Genomic DNA, 21351 nt, shown 5'->3' on the forward strand with positions numbered 1-21351 from the left:
TTCAATTCTGTTGCGTGCCAGCCGCTGCGCCCGATTTTTGTAATCGAGGCGCTCAGGCAGTCAGAGCCGCCTGCATGCTGGCGAGCCGCGCGCGGACCGAGGTATCGAGCACTTCGTCGCCGACCGTGACGCGCACGCCGCCGATGAGCGAGTTGTCGATCTCGACGGTCGGCTTCAGCTTGCATTTGAACTTGCGTTCGAGGCTGGCGACGAGGTCGTTCAACTGTGCGCCTTCGAGCGGGAACGCGCTGACGATCACTGCGTCAGCAGCGCCTGCCTTGGCGTTCTTGAGCGCTTCGAACTGCGTCTGGATTTCCGGCAGCAGTGCCAGGCGATGATTCTCGATCAACATCTGCACGAGGTTCTTCACCTCGGCCGATTCCTTGACCGGCGACTTCACCGCCGCGAGCAGCAGCTCGACGACCTGGGCATGGCTCACCTTCGGGCTCGTCGCGACCGACTGCACCTCGGGCAAGGCCGCAACCTGTGCCAGCTCCGAAACGAGCGTGGACCAGGCGGCGGTGTCACCAGCTTCGGCCACGCCAAACAGGGCTTCTGCGTACGGGCGGGCGATGGTTGCAAGTTCGGCCATGATCAGAGCTCGGCTTTCAGTTGATTCAGCAGTTCGGCGTGGGCCGACTGATCGACTTCGCGCTTCAGGATCTGCTCGGCGCCTTGCACAGCGAGTGCAGCGACTTCGGAACGCAGTGCTTCGCGCGCCTTGACGACCTGCTGGTCGGCGTCGGCTTTCGCTTGAGCGATGATGCGTGCCGCTTCGGCGTGTGCCTGGGCCTTGATTTCTTCTGCGACGGCCAGCGCGCGCTTTTCGGCGTCGGCGATACGGCTTTGACCCTCGTTACGGGCCGTGGCGAGTTCTTCGCCGACGCGCTTGTGCGCCGCTTCGAGTTCCGCCTTGCCCTTTTCCGCAGCGGCCAGGCCGTCTGCGATCTTCTTCGAGCGCTCGTCGAGGGCGTTGATCAACGGCGGCCACACGAACTTCATCGTGAACCACGCGAGGATCAGGAACACGACCATTTGCGCAAACAGGGTTGCGTTGAGATTCACGGTGTTTCCTTAATCGTTGCTATTCCGGGGAATTGAAACGGCAAGGCGCTCATCGGTTGTGAAACTCGATCAGCGCCTCGTCTCCCGTTCCGCCATGCGCCCACTACCCGTTATAGGTCAGGCGCAACCTTCCAGGGAACTTAGCCCGCGAGCTTCGAGAGCAGCGGGTTAGCGAACGCGAACAGCATTGCAACACCCACGCCGATCAGGAACGCTGCATCGATCAGACCAGCCAGCAGGAACATCTTCGTCTGCAGCGGGTTCATCAGTTCAGGCTGACGTGCGCAGGCTTCGATGTACTTGCCGCCCATCAGGCCGATACCGATACAGGCGCCGATTGCACCCAGGCCGATGATGATGCCGATACCGATGGCCGTGAAACCCTGGATGTTGGCGATGAAAGCTTGCATGATCACTCCTTTGTGAGATTTTCTGGAACTGGGGATTTAAAACTGCAATTCTGGTTTGACGAGCACTTAGTGCTTGTCGTGTGCCTGGCCGATGTACACCAGCGTCAGCATCATGAAAATGAACGCCTGCAGCAGAACGATCAGGATGTGGAAGATCGCCCAGACGCTGCCCGCAATCACATGGCCGATGAAGCCAAGCACCGTCGTGTCCGCGCCGAAGCTCCACAGACCGCCCAGCAGCGCGATCAGCAGGAACAGCAGCTCGCCTGCATACATGTTGCCGAACAACCGCAGGGCGAGCGAAACCGTCTTGGCGACAAACTCGATGATGTTCAGTGCAAGGTTCGGGATCCACAGCAGCGGATGCGCGCCGAACGGGGCCGAGAGCAGCTCGTGTGCGAAGCCGCCAGGACCCTTGATCTTGAGGTTGTAGTAAATCATCAGCACGAACACGCCGAGCGCGATGCCGAACGTGCCGTTGAGGTCGGCAGTCGGAACGATGCGCTGGTGCGGCAGCACTTCGGACAGGCCGAGCCAGCCGATCACGCGCGTGGGCAGGTCGACGGGGATGAAGTCGAGCGAGTTCATGAGCGCGACCCAGATGAACACGGTCAGCGCGAGCGGCGCGATGAATGCGCGGTTGCCATGGACGATGGACTTGGACTGGTCCTCGACCATTTCGACCAGCATTTCGATGGCGCACTGGAAGCGGCCCGGTACGCCCGGGGTCGCTTTGCGCGCAGCGAGGCGCAGGATGAGGATCGTCACGACGCCGCACAGGATCGACCAGAACAGCGTGTCGATATTCCAGACGCTGAAGTCGACGATCGACGTCTGATGCGAGGTCGCAAAATTCTGCAAGTGGTGAGCAATGTACTCGGACGGACCCGGTCCGCTCGTTCCTTCGCTAGCTGCCATATCGTTAATGCCACCCAAATTGTCGAAAATCGTTTTCGGCCGCTCCCGCCGCAATACTGTATTGCGGGAACGCACCGCCGTGGATCGTGTCTTATTCGCTTCGCATCGGCCAGCCGACTTCCACCTGCATCGCTTCGACGCCCTGAATTGAGGCGGCGCGATGTTGGTGGATCAGCGCCATGCGAGCGCGATCCAGTATGTCTTTAGTGCGATCAGGTACGTGACGAGCAAGGGAATCCACAGCACGTCGTGATACCAGAACGCGATGGCGACGAACATCGCAATCGTCGCCCCCATCTTGAAGGCTTCACCGAGCATCCAGTTCAACACGGTGCCGGCACTGCTCAACTGCTTGAGGCGCGCTGCGAACAGTGCGCCGGGGAACCAGCAAATCGCTCCACCCAGGAACGCCGACAACGCAGCACTGCCCGGCGGCTTATAAAACAGCCACCACGCCAACGTTGCAACCAGGGACAAAACCACTTGCGCCGCCACGACACGAAACGGCGTGACGCGCGATGGGCGACTCACCTGCGCGCCGAAGATCTGCTCGGCTTCGGCCCGGGTGAGCGGAACGATGTCGTTATTATCTTGCTGGCTGACGTCCAGCTCATCCCAGCGCGCGTTGTGATCAACGCGTCCGGAATGATTTGCCGCTGCATCCTGCCCCCGGCTGGATACTTCGGCGTTGCCCGGAGGAACATCGGGCCCTTCATGCGCCTGCGGCGCTTCGTCTGGCCTCTGACCCACCATCGCTTTATTCCGGAAATTCGCCTGGCACGCTCTTTATTACAGCGCACTTACAGCATCGCCAACCAAATAAATCCGGGCGATTGTAAGCGATAGTTGCAGGCAATTCAAGACTTTAGGCCCTTCAATAACACCTGTGAAATGCGACTTCATGATGCGGGAAACGCGTCGCCGCGAACGTGTGACCGGTAACTGTAAGGGACGAAGCAACGGCGAAGGAATCGTCAGGATGACCAGGTAAATGCGACGTCATCTGGCGCGCAATCCTGACTATGCACAGGATGTGGGATGTGGCGGCGTCAGAACAGATGCAGGAGCAACGCGCCGCCAAGAAAGGCCGCGATCCAGAACGGCACGGCGATCAGGTGAAATGGCAGCCACACGCCGCGCTCGCCGGAAAGACGCACGGCAATGAGATTCGCGAGCGAGCCGATGGCGACCCCGAAGCCGCCTACGCTTACGCCGAACGCGAGCGCACGCCAGTCGTGCGTGAAGCCCGCGAGCACAATGGCGGCCGGGACATTGCTGATAACCTGCGACAGCACCGCGCCTGCGGCAAAAGCGCGCATAGGTGTTTGCAGCGACAACGACGTCAGCGCGTGATGAATGGCGGGCAGCGCAGCCACGCTACGCAGCACGATGAACATCAGCACGAAGATCAGCAGCAATAGCCAGTCGATCTTGAGCACGATACGGATGCGCCAGATCACAAAACCTGCGGCGACAGCAGCCAGTGCGACGCCTGCGTGGTGAGCGTCGGCGAGCAGCACGAATGCGACGAAGAGCAAGGCCGCGACGCTCGCCAGCGCGCGATCGACGCGCTGCGGCGGCGCGTCTTTCGAAAGGTCGAGCGGTGTGGCCTTGAAAAGAAACGCGGCGAGCAGGATCAGCATCGCCATCAGAAATGCGCACAGCGGCGCGAGCCCCACGACGAATCGTCCGAACGACACCCCGCTCACTTGCCAGAGGAACAGATTCTGCGGATTGCCGAGCGGCGTGAGCACCGAGCCCGCGTTCACGGCAAGCGCAATGACGATCACGAGACGTTTGAGCGGCAGTGGCGTGAGCTTGTGGAGTGAGAGCACGAGCGGCACCACGACGAAAAGCGCGACATCGTTCGTCACGATCATCGAGAGCACCGCAGCCAGCGCGACGAGCAACAACGCGAGCCCGCGTTCCGAGTGTATGTGGTGGACGAGCTTATGTGCGAGCCAGGTCAGCAGTCCTGAATATTCGATGCCCCTGGTCAGAATGAGCAGGCCCGCGAGGGTCATCACCGTTTGCCAGTCGACGAGTGCGGGCAGCGAGGCGATGGGGCGAGGCGCGTAAATTTGCAACGCCACGAACGCCACGACAAGAATCGCGAGCACAGGCTCCGATGCGGCGAATGCGCCGATACGGCGCAACAGGCTCAAGGGCTCGCGCGCGCCCTGCTCCGATTCACGCACCGGGTTTATGCGCTGGCGCGCGCGTTTGCCGCGGCGACGCGCATCACGCCCATGGCGTCCATCACGCGGCCGTTTCGCCGCGCAAGCGCAGCAGGATGCCGTCGAGCGCGTCGAGGTCGCCGAAGTCGACCGTGAGCTGCCCTCGCCCGCGCCGTCCGAGTTTGATCTTCACCGTCGCGGCGAGCAGATCTGACAACTCTTCTTCGAGGCGGCGCGTGTCGCGGCCACCGTCGTGCGCGGCCTTCGCCTTGACTGCCGGCGCGGCCTTCGTCGTAGCCGAAACGAGCTTCTCCGTTTCACGCACCGACATGCGCTTGTTGACCGCCTGGTTTGCCAGCGTAATTTGCGTGGCGGCGTCCACGGCGAGCAGCGCACGGGCGTGGCCCATGTCGAGATCGCCGGCCAGCAGCATGGTCTGCACCGGTGCTGCAAGATTGAGCAGACGCAGAAGGTTCGACACCGCGCTGCGCGAGCGTCCCACCGACTCGGCCGCCTGTTCGTGCGTAAAGCTGAACTCATCGAGCAGGCGCTGGATGCCCTGCGCCTCTTCCAGCGGATTCAGGTCCTCGCGCTGGATGTTCTCGATCAGCGCCATCGCAGCGGCGGCCTGGTCGGGCACATCCTTCACGAGCACCGGCACTTCGGTCAGCCCGGCGATGTGCGCCGCACGGAAGCGTCGCTCGCCCGCGATGATTTCGTAGCGCCCCGTCGCAACCGGGCGCACGAGAATGGGCTGCATCAAGCCCTGCGCGCGGATGCTCGCGGCCAGTTCCTGGAGCGCGCCCTCGTCCATGCGCGTGCGCGGCTGGTACTTGCCGGCCTGCATCTGCGTGAGCGGGAGCGTGTTAGGCGCGCCTTCGATCTTCACCGCCTCGGTGATATCCGCGCTGCCGCCGAGCAATGCTTCCAGCCCCCGGCCCAGCCCCTTCTTCCGTGCTACTGCATTCATCGTGCTTCCCCAGTCTCTCGTCAGAGTGCGCGCACGCGCTCGATCATTTCCGCGCCGAACTGCACGTAGGCCTGTGCACCGCGCGAGGCGCGATCGAATACCACACCCGGCAAGCCGTAGCTGGGCGCTTCGGCCAGGCGCACGTTACGCGGGATCACGGCGTCGAAGACCTTGTCGCCGAAGTGCTCTTTCAATTGCTCGGAAACCTGCTGCTGCAGCGTGATACGCGGGTCGAACATCACGCGCAGAAGGCCGATTACCTTCAGGTCGCGATTCATGTTCGCGTGGACCTGCTTGATCGTATTGATGAGATCCGAGAGGCCTTCGAGCGCGAAGTATTCGCATTGCATCGGGATCACCACGCCATGAGCGGCGCACAGGCCGTTGAGCGTAAGCAGCGAAAGCGCCGGCGGGCAGTCGATCAGGACGAAGTCGTACTCGGCGTCGACTTCGGCGAGCGCGCCCTTCAGGCGTCGCTCGCGCTGCTCGACTGTCACCAGTTCGACCTCGGCGCCGGCCAGTTCGCGGTTAGCCGGCAACACGTCGTAGCCGACCTGCTCCGGCCGCATGCGCGCGGTGTTAACCGTCACACCGTCGACCAGCACTTCGTACACCGTGTTCTCGCACGCTGCCTTGTCGATGCCGCTACCCATCGTGGCGTTGCCCTGCGGGTCGAGGTCGATGAGAAGGACACGTTGTCCCTGCGATGCGAGGCTCGCGGCGAGATTGACCGTTGTCGTCGTCTTGCCGACGCCGCCCTTCTGGTTCGCAACGCAGAAGATTTTTGCCATCTTTCGTGTGTCCCTTTTACTGCCTTAAGAAGTTTGCTTACGTTATGACGCAATCGCCTCGCACACCATTCGGCCGATTGGCCATCGCCGGGCCAACTCAGGCCGCGGCGACCGGCTCAACCGACACTTCGATCAGGTGACGCTCCGCATCGAGCATCGGCACGCTCAGGCGGATCGTATTCAGCGCCTTGGTGCCCGACGGCAAGCGTTCGATCTCGCCTTCGGGGTGCACGCCCTTCATCGCCCAGATCGCGCCGCCGTCCGCAACGAGATGACGGGCCAGTGTAACGAAATCGGCGAGATCCGCGAATGCCCGGGACACGATCAAATCGAATTTTTTTGGTACTTCCACGCCAGGACGGAGCAATTCGACCCGGCCGGTCACCACCGAGAGGTTCGCGAGTCCGAGTTCGGCCTTCGCTTGCGACTGGAACGCCGACTTCTTATGCACGATATCGTTGAGCGTGACCTGCCAGTTCGGCCGCACGATCGCGAGCACGATGCCTGGCAGTCCGCCACCGGAGCCGACGTCGAGCACGGTTGCGTCGGCGCGCCCCGGCAGATGCGGCACGATCGAAAGCGAATCGAGAATGTGCTGGATCAGCATCTGACGCGGGTCGCGAATCGCCGTGAGGTTGTAGACGGCGTTCCACTTCGCGAGCAGCGCAACGTAGTCGAGCAACTGTGCGTGCTGGCGCTCGGTGAGTTCGACACCCAGCGCCTGTGCGCCCTCTTTCAGCAGACGAGCCAGCGCGTCACGGTCCGCGATGCCGGGTTGCCTCGAGCGCCCCGTCATTGCGCCACCGGCGTCGAGTCGGTGCCGCTTTCATCCGTAGCACCCGGATTCTGGCGACGACGGCCAAGGCCACGCTTGAGGTGAACCATGAGCAGCGAGATCGCGGCCGGCGTGATGCCGGAAATACGCGATGCCTGGCCAATCGTCTCGGGACGGAACTGAGTTAGCTTCTGACGGGCTTCGAACGAAAGACCGCGCACTTCCGCGTAATCGATGCCCTCCGGCAGACGGGTGTTCTCTTGCGCGCCATTACGCTCGATCTCGTCGGCCTGGCGATCGATATAACCCTGATATTTGATGCCGATCTCGATCTGCTCCTTGATCTGAGCAAGCAGGACATCGTCTTCAGCGAGCGGGGTTTCCGGCGCGCACGCGCCTTCCCGCAGACCACAAACGCCGTCATAACTCACGCCCGGGCGACGCAGCAGATCGGCGAGGTTGTACTCGCGGTCGATCGACTTGCCGAGGAGTGCCGTCGCTTCTTCAGCCGACAATGTCTTCGGATTCACCCACGTCGACTTCAGACGCTCTGTTTCACGTGAAACAGCATCGCGCTTGCGGGAGAACGCATCCCAACGAGCGTCATCGATCACGCCCAGTTCACGGCCAATCTCCGTCAAACGCATGTCCGCGTTGTCTTCACGCAGGCTCAAGCGGTATTCGGCGCGGCTCGTGAACATACGATATGGCTCGGATACGCCACGCGTAACCAGGTCATCGACCAGCACGCCAAGGTACGCCTGATCGCGGCGCGGGCACCATGCCTCCTTGCCCTGCACCTGCAGGCCTGCATTCATGCCGGCGAGCAAGCCTTGCGCCGCCGCTTCTTCATAGCCCGTCGTACCATTGATCTGGCCCGCAAAAAACAGGCCGTTGATCACCTTGGTTTCGAGCGAAGCCTTGAGCCCACGCGGGTCGAAGTAGTCGTATTCGATCGCGTAGCCCGGACGCAGGATGTGCGCGTGCTCGAGGCCGCGCATCGAGTGGACGAGTTCGAGTTGCACGTCGAACGGCAGGCTCGTGGAGATCCCGTTCGGGTAGAACTCGTTTGTCGTCAGGCCTTCCGGTTCGAGGAAGATTTGATGCGATTCCTTCGACGCGAAGCGGTGAATCTTGTCCTCGATGGACGGGCAATAGCGCGGCCCTACCCCCTCGATCACGCCCGTGTACATCGGCGAGCGGTCGAGACCGCCGCGGATGATGTCGTGCGTGCGCTCGTTCGTATGCGTCACCCAGCACGGAATCTGGCGCGGATGCTGCTCCGCGCTGCCCAGGAACGAGAACACCGGCACCGGATCGAGGTCGCCCGGCTGCTCTTCGAGCACCGAGAAGTCGATCGTGCGGCCGTCGATACGCGGCGGCGTGCCCGTCTTCAGGCGCCCCTGTGGCAGCTTCAACTCCTTCAGGCGCGACGACAGCGTCACGGCAGCGGGATCACCCGCCCGGCCGCCTGTGTAGTTATTCAGGCCCACGTGGATTTTGCCGTCGAGGAAGGTCCCTGCCGTCAGCACGACTGCACGGCTGCGGAAGCGGATTCCCACCTGTGTGACGGCGCCAACCACGCGGTCGCCTTCGACCATCAGGTCTTCGACGGCCTGCTGGAAGAGCCACAGATTCGGCTGATTCTCGAGGCGCCGACGGATTGCCGCCTTATAGAGAATGCGGTCTGCCTGCGCGCGCGTCGCCCGGACCGCCGGGCCCTTGGACGAGTTGAGAATGCGGAACTGGATCCCGCCCTCATCCGTCGCAGCGGCCATGGCGCCGCCGAGCGCGTCGACTTCCTTGACCAGATGGCCCTTGCCAATGCCGCCAATCGACGGATTGCAGCTCATCTGGCCGAGCGTTTCGATGTTGTGCGTGAGCAGGAGCGTCTTGACGCCCATGCGGGCTGCGGCAAGCGCGGCCTCGGTTCCGGCGTGACCGCCGCCGACGACGATGACGTCAAACTCTGTGGGATAAAGCATGGCGGGACCTCACGCAAGGACGGAAACGACCGCGTGAGCCTTCTCAGAAAAAAGTGGTGTGTGCGAATTATAACGGCTTACGGTTTAAGGCCGTTCACACCCGAATAATGTGTCGGCCGGAGTTGGCGCTTTAGCACCTACTCCGGCCCCACGCAAAGCGCCACGTATGGGCGAAAAAAAGCGGCGTGTTTCACGTGAAACACGCCGCTCATTTCTACAGCGATAGACGAAGTCAGACTGGTTTCTTAGCCAACCCCAAGTACGTTTCGATCACGCGCGGGTTCTGCGCCAACTCCCCCGCCGGCCCTTCGAGCGCCAGGTCGCCGGTTTCCAGCACGTAGCCGTAGTCGGAAATTTGCAGCGCGGCGCGCGCGTTCTGCTCGATGAGCAGCGTCGCGACGCCGGTTTGCCTTAGCGCGCTGATGATGTGGAAGATTTCCTTCACGATGAGCGGCGCCAAACCGAGGCTCGGTTCGTCGAGCATCAGCAAATCGGGCTTACCCATGAGTGCGCGGCCAACTGCGAGCATCTGGCGCTCACCACCCGAGAGCGTGCCAGCAGCCTGCACCCGGCGTTCCTTCAAGCGCGGAAACAGCGTGAAAACCGGCTCAAGCTGATCGAGGAAATTGCGTTCACCGGCGCGCTTTCGCCGGTAGGCGCCGAGCACGAGGTTATCCTCCACCGTCATCGAGGCAAACAGCTCGCGCTTTTCCGGCACGAGACACATGCCGCGCGCCACGCGCCGCTCGACCGGCAACGCGCCAATCTCTTCGCCCATATAAACGATACGGCCGTTAGCGTGCCCCGTCACGGGCAGCGCGCCCATGATGGCGTTGAGCAGTGTGGACTTGCCCGCGCCGTTCGGACCGATCACCGAAACAATCTGCCCGGCGCCCACCTTGATCGCGGCTTTGTGCAGCGCCTCGATCTTGCCGTAGCGAACCGCGAGCCCCGAGACTTCCAGTACGGGTACCGTCATCATTCCACCCCGCCCAGATACGCTTCCAGCACGGCCGGATCCTTCTGCACCTCTTCCGGCAAACCTTCCGCGATGCGCGTGCCGAACTCCATCACCACGAGGCGGTCGGTGAGATTCATCACGAAATCCATGTCGTGTTCGACCAGCAGCACACTCATCCCCTCTTCTCTTAGCTTGCGCAGCAATGCCGCCAACTGTTGCTTTTCCTGGTAACGCAGGCCGGCAGCCGGCTCGTCGAGCAACAGCAAGGTCGGATCGCAGCACAGCGCGCGTGCAATCTCCAGGATCCGCTGCTGACCGAGCGCGAGGCTGCCCGCTTCGTCATACATATGCAGCTCGAGGCCCACACGGCGAATTTGCTTCGCCGCCTCGCTCATGAGCCGCCCCTCTTCCGCCGCATTGAGCTTGGCGACGCTGCGCAGCACGCCCGCATGGCCACGCAGATGCGCGCCGATGGCAACGTTCTCGAGCACCGTCATCGTCGGCAGCAGTTTGACGTGCTGGAACGTGCGGCCAATGCCGCGCGCGACGATTTCACGTGAAGTGAGGCGGTCGATGCGCTCGCCACGGAAGGTGATCTCGCCGCTGGTCGGCTGGAGCACGCCGGTCACGAGATTGAAGGTCGTCGACTTGCCTGCGCCGTTGGGACCGATCAGGCCGATGATTTGCCCCGCCTTCACGTCGAAGCTCACATCGTTCACGGCCACGAGGCCGCCGAACTGCTTGCGCGCCTTGTTCACCGTCAGCAGCATCTCGCCCGTGGCCGGCTTGCTGCGCTGCGGCAAAGCTTCGGCATGCTCGGGCACGTGCGCCTGCGGGCCACGCGGGAAGAAGCGCGCCACGAAAGGCCAGACGCCGCGCCGCGCGTATTGCAGCAACAGCACCATCAGAATGCCGAAGACGATGATCTCGAAGTTGCCGTTCTCGCCCAGCAGCTTCGGAAGCAGCGTTTGCAGCCAGTCCTGCAGCACGGTGAGGATCGCAGCGCCCAGCACGGCGCCCCAGACGTGCGCCACGCCGCCCACCACGGCCATGAAGAGGTACTCGATACCGTGATTCAGACCGAACGGCGTCGGGTTCACCGCGCGCTGCAAATGCGCGTACAGGAAGCCCGAAACGGCCGCGAGCACGGCCGCATAGACGAAGATGACCACACGCATCCAGCCGGTGTTCACGCCCATTGCCTCGGCCATCATGCCGCCGCCGCGCAGCGCGCGGATCGCCCGCCCCATGCGGCTGTTAAGCAGATTCTGAACAGACAGCACGGACAGGAGCACCACGACCCAGATCAGGTAATAGATATGGCGTCCCGATTCCAGATCGATGCCCAGCACGTTCAGCACGGGAATGCCGTTGATGCCGTCGTACTTGCCGAGCATGTCGAGATTGCCGAACAGGAAGAACAGCGCCAGGCCCCAGGCGATCGTCCCGAGCGGCAGGAAGTGGCCCGACAGACGCATCGTGACGAGCCCCAGAACGAGCGCCACGAGCCCCGTGATCACCACGCCGACAATGAGGGCGAGCCACGGCGAAACGCCGTACTGTGTCGTCAGATACGCGGTCGCGTAAGCGCCGAGCCCGACGAACGCCGCCTGCCCGAAGCTCGTCATCCCGCCGATGCCGGTGAGCAGCACGAGCCCGATCGCGACGATCGAATACAGGCCGATATAGTTGAGCAGCGTGATCCAGTACTCGGGCACGTGCACCGGATGCGGCAGCACCGGCAGCGCGAACATCACGACGAGGAACAGCCAGAAAAAGCGGTTGTGCATGACGAATCGTTTCATCGCGTCACTCCTCTTCCTCTTCGGCGTGCGGCGTCGAGAGCGAGCGCCACAGCAGCACGGGGATGATCAGCGTGAACACGATCACTTCCTTATAAGAGCTCGCCCAGAACGACGAATACGACTCCAGCAGGCCCACGAGTACAGAACCTGCCGCAGCCAGCGGATAGCTCACCAGGCCGCCGATAATGGCCCCGACGAACCCCTTGAGGCCGATCAGGAAGCCCGAGTCGTAGTAGATGGTGGTGAGCGGCGAGACGAGAATGCCGCACAGCGCGCCGAGGCCAGCGGCGAGCGTGAACGCGAGCCTCCCGGCCTGCGTGGTGCCGATGCCGACGAGCCGCGCGCCGAGCCGGTTCACCGAAGTCGCGCGCAGCGCCTTGCCCGAAATCGTGCGGTCGAAATAGAGATACAGCGCGACGATCAGCACGGCGGCCGTACCGATCACCCAGAGGCTTTGCCCCGAGATCGACAGGCTGCCGATGTTGAACGTGGCGTCGGAGAACGCGTTCGTGCGCGAGCCTTCCGCGCCGAACATCACGAGCCCGAGGCCCACCATCGCGAAGTGCACGGCCACCGCTACGATCAGCAGCAGCAGCGTGGTCGCCTCGGCGATAGGCTCATAAGCCAGGCGATAGATGAACGGCCCCATCGGCACCACGATCGCGAGCGTGAGCGCGATCTGCACGAACATGGGCAGTTGCTGGCTCGCGACTCCGCGCGTCACCGCGTAGAGCGCGATGGGAAACAGCAGATACTTGCCCGCAAGCGTCACGAGCGTGCGCGCCGCGTGGCGCCGCCGTTCGGCGTGCCGCACGAGCCCGGCGGTCTCGACGACGAAGCACGCCGCGCCGAGCGCGACGAGCAGCCAGCAGGTGGCCGGAAACTTCTGCGACTGCAGCGCGGCGAGCGTGAGCGCGCCATACGAAACGAATTCGCCCTGCGGAATGAAGATCACCCGCGTGACGGAGAACACCAGCACCAGGGCGAGCGCTAACAGCGCGTAAATCGCACCGGTGGTGATGCCGTCCTGCGCGAGGATCGCGGCGATCGATAAATCCATACTCCCCTCTTCCTGAAACCTTCTGGAACCTGGAAAAACAGCGACGTCGAAAAAAGCGGCAATGCTCGTGTGAACCGACAGAGGCGCGGTTCGGACTTCACGTGTGAGAAAGCCGGTGCGCGGCGAAGAAGCCGCGCACCGGTCATGCTTGTACGTGCTTGTGCGTCATTCTCAGTGGCCAGAATGACGCCGTGACACGCGCGCGTGTTTCACGGAAAAACGCACTGCGCTTTCCCGTGCGCAGCACGTTACTCGCTCTGCAGCTTCCACTTGTTGTTGACGATCTCGACGATCACGCGCGCGCGCTGGTCGAGGCCCGCGTGATCCGTCGCGCTCATGTTGAAGATGCCGTGCGCGCCCGCCACGTCCTGCGAGTTTTCGAGCGCGGCGCGCAGCGCTACCCGGAACGCCTCGGTGCCGGGCTGGCCCGCCTTCAGCGCGACCGGAATCGCGCGCTGGAGCAACTGGCCTGCGTCCCACGCATGGCCGCCGAAGGTCGCCACCGTGCCCACGCCATAGGCCTTCTCATAGGCCGCCTTGTAGGCTAGCGCCGACTTCTTCACAGGGTTCGAATCGGGCAACTGGTCGGCCACGAGAATCGGGCCCGCGGGCAGCAACTCGCCTTCGCAGTCCTTGCCGCATACGCGCAGGAAGTCGTTATTCGCCACGCCGTGCGTCTGGTAGATCTTGCCCTTGTAGCCGCGATCCTTGAGCGTGGTCGCAGGCAGCGCCGCCGGCGTGCCGGAACCGGCGATCAGGATCGCATCGGGGTTCGCCGACATCAGCTTGAGGGCCTGGCCCGTCACCGACGAGTCCGTGCGGTTATAGCGCTCGCTCGCCACGATCTTGAGGTTGTGCTTCGCGGCCGCGCTCGTGAACTCCTTGAGCCAGCTGTCGCCATAGGCGTCGGTGAAGCCGACGAAGCCCACCGTCTTCACGCCCTGCTTCTCCATGTAGCTTGCAAGCGCGTCGGCCATCAGGCTGTCGTTTTGCGGCGTCTTGAAGGCCCACTGACGCTTCGCGTCGATCGGCTCGACGATCGCGGCGGATGCGGCGAGCGAGATCATCGGCGTCTTGCCCTGCGCGACGACGTCGAGCATCGCGAGCGAGTTCGGCGTGACCGACGAGCCGATGATCGCGTCCACGTGATCTTCGTCGATCAGTTTGTGCGTGTTCTGCACGGCCTTGCTCGTGTCCGAGGCGTCATCGAGCACGATGTACTGCACGCTCTTGCCTGCGATCTCCTTGGGCAGCAGCGCGATCGTGTTCTTCTCGGGAATGCCGAGCGACGCCGCCGGCCCCGTTGCCGAGAGCGTCACGCCAATCTTCACCTGCGCGGCGGCTACGCCCGCCGTGCCCATCAGCGCCGCTGCGAGTGCGGCACTAATCGAGCTCAAAACCCACTTCTTCGTTTTCATTGCGCGTCTCCAAACGCCAGGTCTGCGTGTTATCGATTGATCCTGCGCCGATTACTAGGATGTTCGTAAATTGGCGCCGGCCTTTGAGTGTAGTAATCGGTTTCGCGCGTGTAATGCATGGTTTTCCCTGCCTGCGGCGCTGCACAAGCCGTCGCGTGTCTGGGTGCGCTCTCCGCTTTTGTCGACTGCCGAACTGCTGTACCGCCCTCTTCCCCTGCTACTGCGAAGCCGTTGTAACGGCAACAAAAAAGGCACCTCGTATGAGCGTGCCTTTTTCGTGTTCTGCGTTTCATTCAGCCGGCGCTCAATCGCCGGCGAGTTTCCACTTGCCGCCGACGATCTCCACCATCACGCGGGCACGCTGGTCGAGGCCCGCATGGTCCGTCGCGCTCATGTTGAAGATGCCGTGCGCGCCCGCCACATCGTGCGAGCCTTCGAGCGCGGCGCGCAGTGCGTCGCGGAATGCCTTCGTGCCCGGCTGACCGGTCTTCAGCGCGACCGGAATCGCGTGCTGAAGCAGGAGGCCCGCGTCCCACGCGTGACCGCCGAAGGTCGAAATCGAGCCCGCGCCATAGGCCTTTTCATACGCAGCCTTGTACGCGAGCGCCGATTGCTTGACGGGATTCGAATCCGGCAATTGATCGGCGACGAGCAGCGGCCCGGCGGGCAGATACGTGCCGTCGCAGTCCTTGCCGCACACGCGCAGGAAGTCGTTGTTGGCCACGCCGTGCGTCTGGTAGTACTTGCCCGCGTAGCCGCGCTCCTTGAGCGTTTTCTGCGGCAACGCGGCCGGCGTGCCCGCACCCGCGATCAGCACCGCGTCGGGGTGCTGCGAGATCATCTTGAGCACCTGGCCCGTGACCGAGGCGTCGTTACGCGCAAAGCGCTCGTTGGCAACCACCTTGATGTTTTGCTTCGCGGCGGCGGCGCTGAATTCCTTGTACCAGCTCTCGCCATAGGCGTCGGCAAACCCGATGAAGGCCACCGTCTTCACGCCGTGCGCGGCCATGTGCTGCGCGATCGCGCCAGCCATCAGCGCGTCGTTCTGAGGCGTCTTGAAAACCCACGAGCGCTTCGCGTCCATCGGTTCGACGATGGAGGCCGCGGCGGCCATGGAGATCATCGGCGTGGACGTTTCAGCCGCCACGTCGATCATGGCGAGCGAGTTGGGCACGACGGTCGAGCCGATCAATGCGTCGACGTGATCTTCGCTCGTGAGTTTGCGCGCGTTCTTCACCGCCTGCGTGGAATCCGTGGCGTCGTCGAGCACGATGTACTCGACTTTCTGGCCCGCGATTTCCTTCGGCAGCAGTGCAACCGTGTTCTTTTCCGGAATACCGAGCGAGGCAGCCGGCCCCGTAGCCGACAGCGTCACACCGATCTTCACATCTGCATACGCCCCGCCGGCCGTCGCCGCGAGCATCCCGGTCGCGACGCAAGCCGCCCCCATCCAACGCAAAACCAACTGCATTTCCACTCCTTCGATATTCGTTTTCTTTATTGATACGGATTTTGTGGCGCACCGCGGCCGATTACCTCACGCGCAAATCGATAATCCGCTGCGGGAAATCAAGGCAAAAATGCTGACCGCATGGTCGGTGATTGGCGAGTGTAGCGGTCTGCGTATTCGGATGGCAAGTGCTTTCCATCAGCTTACAGCAGGGGAAATAGCGCGCTCGCTTCGCGTAACGCGCAAACGCTTATGTAGCAAGCAAACCGCGACGTATGGCCTGATTTGCGTAATTTCAGAAGGGATAATTTGCGCGGGCGAAAGTGCGCAAATCGGATGCGGGGCACAGAGAAAAGATAATCGCCGCGCCGTTGAAAGAAGGCGATCGGAAATATAAAAAGCGCTGTTGGACTCTCATCCAACAGCGCTTCCTTGTCCGGGCACTTGGTGCCTCAGTTGTCTCCTCGTTCTCCACCTGCAAATTCGGTGCATCAGAACTAGGTGAAACTTTAAACTTCAGCCCCCTCAGCAGCAACTAGCATTTACCCTAGTGGTGCAGTGCGGCACCGAAATGGGGCGCGGTGCCACCGATTTGTCGCACGACGGGGCGCTCCGGCATGCCGCAACGCGACATGTTTGCCTCGTGTTGCGACGGCGCGAGGGACGCTCATTCTATCGCAGTCCAGAGCAGTCCTGGCACGTCAGCGCGTCACGCACGCAAGGGCCGCACGCGCGCCACGATCTCGCCGACAATGCCGCGCCGGAACGCCAGCACGCAGGCAATGAAGATGATGCCCGTGACGATCGTTGTGGACTCACCGAGTGAGCGGAACCACTCCACGCCGGTCCCTCTTGCGAGCGCCGTACCGATGTCGCCCAGCCGGTCTTCCAGCGCGACGATCAGCGTTGCGCCGAGCAGCGGCCCGAACAGCGTGCCCATGCCGCCCACGAGCGTCATGAGAATCACGAGGCCGGACATGGTCCAGTACGCGTCGCCGAGTGTTTCGAAGCCGAGCACGAGCACCTTGAGCGCACCGGCCAGACCCGCGAGCCCGGCCGACAGCACGAACGCGAGCAGCTTGAAACGGTCGGTGTCGTAGCCGAGCGAAACCGCGCGCGGCTCGTTCTCCTTGATCGCAACGAGCACCTGCCCGAACGGCGAATGCACGATACGCACGATCAGACCAAACGCCAGCACCATGACGACGAGCACGACGTAGTAGAGCGTGAGGTCGGAATCGAGCGAAAGCACGCCGAACAGCTTGCCGCGCGGCACGCCTTGCAGACCGTCCTCGCCATGCGTGAACGGCGCCTGCAGGAACACGAAGTAGACCATCTGCGCGAGCGCGAGCGTGACCATCGAGAAGTAAATGCCCTGCCGGCGAATCGCGAAGATGCCCACCACCAGGCCGATCAGCGTGGCCACTGCCGTGCCGGCGAGCACGCCCAGCTCGGGCGTGAAATTGAGCGACTGGATCGCGTAGCCGGCCGTATAGCCCGCGCTCGCGAGAAACATCGCGTGGCCGAACGAGAGCAGGCCCGTATAGCCGATCAGCAGGTTGAAGGCCGCGGCAAACAGCGCGAAGCACAGCACCTTCATGACGAAGAGCGGATAGGCGCCGGCAAATGGCGCGACGATCAGCCCGATCAGCAACAACCCATAGAGCGCTTTTCTTTGCATCATCGTTCCTTGCCGAAGAGGCCAGCGGGGCGAATCAGCAGCACGATCGCCATGATTACGAACACCACGGTCGCGGAGGCTTCGGGCCAGAACACCCGCGTGAAGCCCTCGATCACGCCGAGCATGAGGCCCGTGAGGATCGAGCCCATGATCGAGCCCATGCCGCCGATCACGACCACGGCGAACACGGTGATGATCATCGACTGCCCCATGAGCGGCGACACCTGGATCACGGGCGCGGCGAGCACGCCCGCGAACGCCGCGAGCGCGACGCCAAAGCCGTAAGTGAGCGTGATCATGAGCGGCACGTTGATGCCGAACGCCTCGACGAGCTTGGGGTTCTCCGTCCCCGCACGCAGGTACGCGCCAAGGCGCGTCTTTTCGATCACGAACCAGGTGGCAAAGCACACGGCGAGCGACGCCACGACCACCCACGCGCGATAGTTCGGCAGATACATGAAGCCGAGATTGGTTGCGCCCGCAAGCAGATCGGGCACGTCATAGGGCTGCCCGGACGAGCCGTAGATCGAGCGGAACACGCCCTCCACCACGAGCGTGAGCCCGAAAGTGAGCAGGAGTCCGTACAGATGATCGAGCCGATAGAGCCAGCGCAGCATGGTGCGCTCGATCACGATGCCGAACGCGCCGACCACGAGCGGAGCGACGACGAGCATCACCCAGTACGGCAGATTGAAGTATGCAAGCCCCATCCACGTGAGCATCGCGCCCAGCATGAACAACGCGCCGTGGGCGAAGTTGATCACGTTGAGCATGCCGAAGATCACCGCGAGGCCAAGGCTCAGGATCGCGTAGAACGAGCCGTTCACGAGCCCAAGGAGCAACTGGCTCAGCATTGCCGGAAGCGGAATGCCAAAAATCATCATGAAAGCCGCCCATCGAGGCATTGACGCATTAACGGATTACGCAATCAAGCCGCGCCCGGCGCACCCACCTCGGGGCGCCGGGCGCGGCATACGACTGCAGCATTTACGCGCTCGCGCTTACTTCCACAGCGCGCACTTGCTCTCCTGCTTCGTCGTGTAGGCCTGCTCGCCCGGAATCGTCTGCAGCACCTTGTAGTAGTCCCACGGCTTCTTCGACTCGGACGGCTTCTTCACTTCGACCAGATACATGTCGTGAATCAGCACGCCGTCCTGGCGGATATAGCCGCCCTTGGTATAGAAGTCGTTGACCTTCGTCTTCTTCAGTTGCTCCATGACCTTGTCGGAATCGGTCGTGCCTGCGGCCTGCACCGCTTTCAGGTACGTCGTCACCGCCGAATAGTCAGCCGCCTGCAGTTCGGACGGCATCTTCTTCGTCTGGTCGAAGTAACGCTGCGCCCACTTGCGCGTGTCGTCGTTCTGGTCCCAGTACCAGCCGGTCGTCAGCACGAGGCCCTGCGTGGTGTCGAGTCCGAGGCTATGCACGTCGGGCAGGAACATCAGCAGCGCCGCCGTCTTCATCGTCTTGTTGATGCCGAATTCCTTCGCGGCCTTGATCGCGTTGACCGTGTCGCCGCCCGCGTTCGCGAGGCCGAGGATCTGCGCCTTCGACGACTGCGCCTGCAGCAGGAACGACGAGAAGTCAGAGGCCGACAGCGGGTGGCGCACTTCGCCGAGCACCTGGCCGCCGTTCGCCTTCACGACGTCCGCGGTGTTCTTCTCGAGCGACTTGCCGAACGCGTAATCGGCGGTCAGGAAGAACCAGGTCTTGCCGCCCTGCTTGAGCACCGCGAGACCCGTGCCCTTCGCGAGCGCTACCGTGTCGTAGCCGTAGTGAACCGTGTACGGCGTGCACTGCTCGTTCGTCAGTGCGTCGGTGCCTGCGCCCGTGTTGAAGTACACCTTCTTCTTCTCTTGAGCGACCTGGTTCATCGCCAGCGCCGTTGCCGAGTTCGTGCCGCCGAGCAGCATCGTGAGCCCGTCACGGTCGAACCATTCGCGCGCCTTCGAAGCGGCGATGTCGGCCTTGTTCTGGTGATCGGCGTACTCGATCTGGATCGGCTTGCCGAGCACCTTGCCGCCGAAGTCCGCGACCGCCATCTTGATTGCCGTGAGGCCGCCCTGGCCGTCGTCGTCGGCGTAAAGGCCGGACATGTCGGTGATGAAGCCGATCTTCACCGCGTCGTCGGCGGCCTGCGCGCTCCCCGCGCTGAACGCCATCGCAGCTGCCGAGGCGGCAAATAGGCCCGCGAGCCGCGCGAACGTGGTTTTCTTCATTGCAGTCTCCTTCCTTGGTTGCGTAGTTATTCAGGAACACTCCATGAACTCTGGAGGCAAAACGATCCGCGCCGCGCCCGTGCAACGCCGCGCAAAACCAGACCGAAAATTAAACGCCCAGCAGGTCGTGCAGCACCGGCATCTTCCCCTCGAGCTCGGCAGTGCCGAAGTGCTCGACGATGCGCCCGTGCTCCATCACGTAAAAGCGGTCCGCGAGCGGCGCCGCGAAGCGGAAGTTCTGTTCGACCATCACGATCGTGTAGCCGCGCGCCTTCAGGGTGAGGATCATGCGCGCGAGCGTCTGAACGATCACCGGCGCGAGACCTTCGGATATCTCGTCGAGCAGCAGCAAATTCGCGCCCGTGCGCAGAATGCGCGCCACGGCCAGCATCTGCTGCTCGCCGCCGGAAAGGCGCGTGCCCTGGCTGTTGCGGCGTTCGGCGAGATTGGGGAACATCGCGTAGATCTCGTCGAGCGACATGCCCTCGGCCAGCTTCGCTCCCTTCTCCCCCTTCGCGCCGATATGCGGCGGCAAAAGCAGATTTTCTTCGCACGAAAGGCTCGAGAAAATGCCGCGCTCCTCGGGGCAATAGCCCACGCCGCAGTGTGCGATGCGGTATGTCGGCATCTGGATCGTCTCGCGCCCGCCAATGCGGATCGACCCGGTGCGCCGTCCGGTAAGGCCCATGATGGCGCGCAATGTGGTGGTGCGGCCCGCGCCGTTGCGCCCGAGCAGCGTCACGACCTCACCGCGTCCAACGGAGAGATCCACGCCATGCAGGATGTGCGACTCGCCGTACCACGCCTGCAGTCCCGTAATCTCCAGCGCCTTCGCGCTATCGGCCGCGCCGGCGGCGGCAGCCGTCTCGCGTTCGGTGACCGTGTTCATGCGTGCGCCCCCGTGAGCGCCGCGTCCGCGCTGCCCATATAGGCTTCGGCGACGAGCGGGTTCTTCGAGACTTCGGCGTAGCTGCCTTCGGCGAGCACCTCGCCGCGCTGGAGCACGGTGATGGTGTCGGAGATGCCGGCAATCACGTTCATGTTGTGCTCGACCATGAGAATCGTGCGGCCAGTCGATACTTTCTTGATGAGCGCCGTCACGCGGTCCACATCTTCGTGACCCATGCCCTGGGTCGGTTCGTCGAGCAGCATCAACTCGGGCTCCATGGCGAGCGTCGTGGCGATTTCCAGCGCGCGCTTGCGACCGTAGGCCAGTTCGACCGTGGGTACGTCGGCGAAATCGGTGAGGCCCACTTGCGTAAGCAGGTCCATGGCGCGGTCGTTGAGCTCCGCAAGCGTGCGTTCGCTTTTCCAGAAGTGGTAGGCGGTGCCGAGCGAGCGCTGCAGCCCTACGCGCACGTTCTGCAGCGCCGTGAGGTGCGGAAACACGGCGGAGATCTGGAACGAGCGGATGATGCCGCGTCGGGCGATCTGCGCCGGCCGCTCATGCGTGATGTCGATGCCGTTGAAGACGATGCGCCCCGCGCTGGGCACGAGGAATTTGGTGAGCAGATTGAAGCAGGTGGTCTTGCCGGCGCCGTTCGGTCCGATCAGAGCATGGATCGAGCCGCGGCACACGCGCAGGTTCACGCCGTTCACGGCCGTGAAGCCCTTGAACTGTTTCGTGAGGTCGCGCGTTTCCAGAATCGTGTCGCCGAGAATCATG

20 protein-coding genes are annotated in these 21351 nt (G+C 63.0%); all 20 read right to left on the reverse strand.

The window, feature by feature from the left end:
• Positions 1-52: 52 nt before the first annotated feature.
• Positions 53-592 (reverse strand): F0F1 ATP synthase subunit delta, encoded by a 540-nt coding sequence (locus FAZ97_RS14095; protein ID WP_158758934.1) that lies wholly within the window; start codon positions 590-592, stop codon positions 53-55.
• Between the two features lie 2 nt (positions 593-594).
• Entirely contained in the window at positions 595-1065 is a 471-nt protein-coding gene (locus tag FAZ97_RS14100) for a F0F1 ATP synthase subunit B (RefSeq protein WP_133183351.1), read from the reverse strand.
• A 140-nt stretch (positions 1066-1205) separates the two neighbouring features.
• Positions 1206-1475 carry a F0F1 ATP synthase subunit C gene (gene atpE / locus FAZ97_RS14105; RefSeq protein WP_028203308.1) on the reverse strand — a complete coding sequence of 90 codons (270 nt, stop codon included), beginning with the start codon at positions 1473-1475 and terminating at the stop codon, positions 1206-1208.
• A gap of 66 nt (positions 1476-1541) precedes the next feature.
• Positions 1542-2393 (reverse strand): F0F1 ATP synthase subunit A, encoded by an 852-nt coding sequence (gene atpB, locus FAZ97_RS14110; RefSeq protein WP_042265988.1) that lies wholly within the window; start codon positions 2391-2393, stop codon positions 1542-1544.
• Positions 2394-2564: 171 nt separating this feature from the next.
• Entirely contained in the window at positions 2565-3146 is a 582-nt protein-coding gene (locus tag FAZ97_RS14115; RefSeq protein WP_158758935.1) for an ATP synthase subunit I, read from the reverse strand.
• Positions 3147-3442: 296 nt separating this feature from the next.
• On the reverse strand, positions 3443-4591 hold the full coding sequence (locus tag FAZ97_RS14120) for an SLC13 family permease (protein ID WP_158758936.1): 1149 nt from the start codon (positions 4589-4591) through the stop codon (positions 3443-3445).
• Positions 4592-4652: 61 nt separating this feature from the next.
• Entirely contained in the window at positions 4653-5540 is an 888-nt protein-coding gene (locus tag FAZ97_RS14125; RefSeq protein WP_158758937.1) for a ParB/RepB/Spo0J family partition protein, read from the reverse strand.
• Positions 5541-5560: 20 nt separating this feature from the next.
• Entirely contained in the window at positions 5561-6331 is a 771-nt protein-coding gene (locus FAZ97_RS14130; RefSeq protein WP_158758938.1) for a ParA family protein, read from the reverse strand.
• 97 nt (positions 6332-6428) lie between these two features.
• On the reverse strand, positions 6429-7127 hold the full coding sequence (rsmG, locus tag FAZ97_RS14135; protein ID WP_158758939.1) for a 16S rRNA (guanine(527)-N(7))-methyltransferase RsmG: 699 nt from the start codon (positions 7125-7127) through the stop codon (positions 6429-6431).
• Positions 7124-9091 carry a tRNA uridine-5-carboxymethylaminomethyl(34) synthesis enzyme MnmG gene (gene mnmG, locus FAZ97_RS14140; RefSeq protein WP_158758940.1) on the reverse strand — a complete coding sequence of 656 codons (1968 nt, stop codon included), beginning with the start codon at positions 9089-9091 and terminating at the stop codon, positions 7124-7126. Before mnmG ends, rsmG begins: the two co-directional genes overlap by 4 nt.
• Before the next feature lie 232 nt (positions 9092-9323).
• Complete coding sequence (locus FAZ97_RS14145; RefSeq protein ID WP_158758941.1) at positions 9324-10073, reverse strand: ABC transporter ATP-binding protein; 750 nt, start codon at positions 10071-10073, stop codon at positions 9324-9326.
• A complete protein-coding gene (locus tag FAZ97_RS14150; RefSeq protein ID WP_158758942.1) occupies positions 10070-11857 on the reverse strand; it encodes a branched-chain amino acid ABC transporter ATP-binding protein/permease in 1788 nt (595 codons plus the stop codon). The genes FAZ97_RS14145 and FAZ97_RS14150 overlap by 4 nt, the downstream gene beginning before the upstream one ends.
• Positions 11858-11861: 4 nt before the next feature.
• Positions 11862-12917 (reverse strand): branched-chain amino acid ABC transporter permease, encoded by a 1056-nt coding sequence (locus tag FAZ97_RS14155; RefSeq protein ID WP_158758943.1) that lies wholly within the window; start codon positions 12915-12917, stop codon positions 11862-11864.
• Positions 12918-13165: 248 nt separating this feature from the next.
• Positions 13166-14335, reverse strand: coding sequence for an ABC transporter substrate-binding protein (locus FAZ97_RS14160; RefSeq protein ID WP_158758944.1), 1170 nt, complete (start codon positions 14333-14335; stop codon positions 13166-13168).
• A 304-nt stretch (positions 14336-14639) separates the two neighbouring features.
• Positions 14640-15806 carry an ABC transporter substrate-binding protein gene (locus tag FAZ97_RS14165; RefSeq protein WP_158758945.1) on the reverse strand — a complete coding sequence of 389 codons (1167 nt, stop codon included), beginning with the start codon at positions 15804-15806 and terminating at the stop codon, positions 14640-14642.
• A 688-nt stretch (positions 15807-16494) separates the two neighbouring features.
• Positions 16495-17466, reverse strand: coding sequence for a branched-chain amino acid ABC transporter permease (locus tag FAZ97_RS14170; protein ID WP_199272105.1), 972 nt, complete (start codon positions 17464-17466; stop codon positions 16495-16497).
• Positions 17466-18350: a branched-chain amino acid ABC transporter permease gene (locus FAZ97_RS14175; RefSeq protein WP_158758947.1), complete on the reverse strand. Its 885-nt coding sequence runs from the start codon at positions 18348-18350 to the stop codon at positions 17466-17468. The genes FAZ97_RS14170 and FAZ97_RS14175 overlap by 1 nt, the downstream gene beginning before the upstream one ends.
• 117 nt (positions 18351-18467) lie before the next feature.
• Complete coding sequence (locus FAZ97_RS14180) at positions 18468-19685, reverse strand: ABC transporter substrate-binding protein (protein WP_158758948.1); 1218 nt, start codon at positions 19683-19685, stop codon at positions 18468-18470.
• Positions 19686-19794: 109 nt separating this feature from the next.
• A complete protein-coding gene (locus FAZ97_RS14185) occupies positions 19795-20574 on the reverse strand; it encodes an ABC transporter ATP-binding protein (protein WP_158758949.1) in 780 nt (259 codons plus the stop codon).
• Positions 20571-21350, reverse strand: coding sequence for an ABC transporter ATP-binding protein (locus tag FAZ97_RS14190; protein ID WP_158758950.1), 780 nt, complete (start codon positions 21348-21350; stop codon positions 20571-20573). The genes FAZ97_RS14185 and FAZ97_RS14190 overlap by 4 nt, the downstream gene beginning before the upstream one ends.
• Position 21351 lies beyond the last annotated feature (1 nt).

It is taken from the genome of Paraburkholderia acidiphila, from assembly GCF_009789655.1.
GTDB classification, from domain to species: Bacteria; Pseudomonadota; Gammaproteobacteria; order Burkholderiales; family Burkholderiaceae; genus Paraburkholderia; species Paraburkholderia acidiphila.

Excerpts from the sequence above, each read along its gene's own strand:
- atpB (WP_042265988.1), bottom strand. The coding sequence starts at position 2,393 with ATGGCAGCTAGCGAAGGAACGAGCGGACCGGGTCCGTCCGAGTACATT.
- FAZ97_RS14115 (WP_158758935.1), bottom strand. The coding sequence starts at position 3,146 with ATGGTGGGTCAGAGGCCAGACGAAGCGCCGCAGGCGCATGAAGGGCCC.
- FAZ97_RS14145 (WP_158758941.1), bottom strand. The coding sequence starts at position 10,073 with ATGATGACGGTACCCGTACTGGAAGTCTCGGGGCTCGCGGTTCGCTAC.
- FAZ97_RS14125 (WP_158758937.1), bottom strand. The coding sequence starts at position 5,540 with ATGAATGCAGTAGCACGGAAGAAGGGGCTGGGCCGGGGGCTGGAAGCA.
- FAZ97_RS14095 (WP_158758934.1), bottom strand. The coding sequence starts at position 592 with ATGGCCGAACTTGCAACCATCGCCCGCCCGTACGCAGAAGCCCTGTTT.
- rsmG (WP_158758939.1), bottom strand. The coding sequence starts at position 7,127 with ATGACGGGGCGCTCGAGGCAACCCGGCATCGCGGACCGTGACGCGCTG.
- FAZ97_RS14130 (WP_158758938.1), bottom strand. The coding sequence starts at position 6,331 with ATGGCAAAAATCTTCTGCGTTGCGAACCAGAAGGGCGGCGTCGGCAAG.
- FAZ97_RS14155 (WP_158758943.1), bottom strand. The coding sequence starts at position 12,917 with ATGGATTTATCGATCGCCGCGATCCTCGCGCAGGACGGCATCACCACC.
- FAZ97_RS14185 (WP_158758949.1), bottom strand. The coding sequence starts at position 20,574 with ATGAACACGGTCACCGAACGCGAGACGGCTGCCGCCGCCGGCGCGGCC.
- mnmG (WP_158758940.1), bottom strand. The coding sequence starts at position 9,091 with ATGCTTTATCCCACAGAGTTTGACGTCATCGTCGTCGGCGGCGGTCAC.
- FAZ97_RS14175 (WP_158758947.1), bottom strand. The coding sequence starts at position 18,350 with ATGATGATTTTTGGCATTCCGCTTCCGGCAATGCTGAGCCAGTTGCTC.
- atpE (WP_028203308.1), bottom strand. The coding sequence starts at position 1,475 with ATGCAAGCTTTCATCGCCAACATCCAGGGTTTCACGGCCATCGGTATC.
- FAZ97_RS14190 (WP_158758950.1), bottom strand. The coding sequence starts at position 21,350 with ATGATTCTCGGCGACACGATTCTGGAAACGCGCGACCTCACGAAACAG.
- FAZ97_RS14165 (WP_158758945.1), bottom strand. The coding sequence starts at position 15,806 with ATGCAGTTGGTTTTGCGTTGGATGGGGGCGGCTTGCGTCGCGACCGGG.
- FAZ97_RS14180 (WP_158758948.1), bottom strand. The coding sequence starts at position 19,685 with ATGAAGAAAACCACGTTCGCGCGGCTCGCGGGCCTATTTGCCGCCTCG.
- FAZ97_RS14150 (WP_158758942.1), bottom strand. The coding sequence starts at position 11,857 with ATGAAACGATTCGTCATGCACAACCGCTTTTTCTGGCTGTTCCTCGTC.
- FAZ97_RS14170 (WP_199272105.1), bottom strand. The coding sequence starts at position 17,466 with ATGCAAAGAAAAGCGCTCTATGGGTTGTTGCTGATCGGGCTGATCGTC.
- FAZ97_RS14160 (WP_158758944.1), bottom strand. The coding sequence starts at position 14,335 with ATGAAAACGAAGAAGTGGGTTTTGAGCTCGATTAGTGCCGCACTCGCA.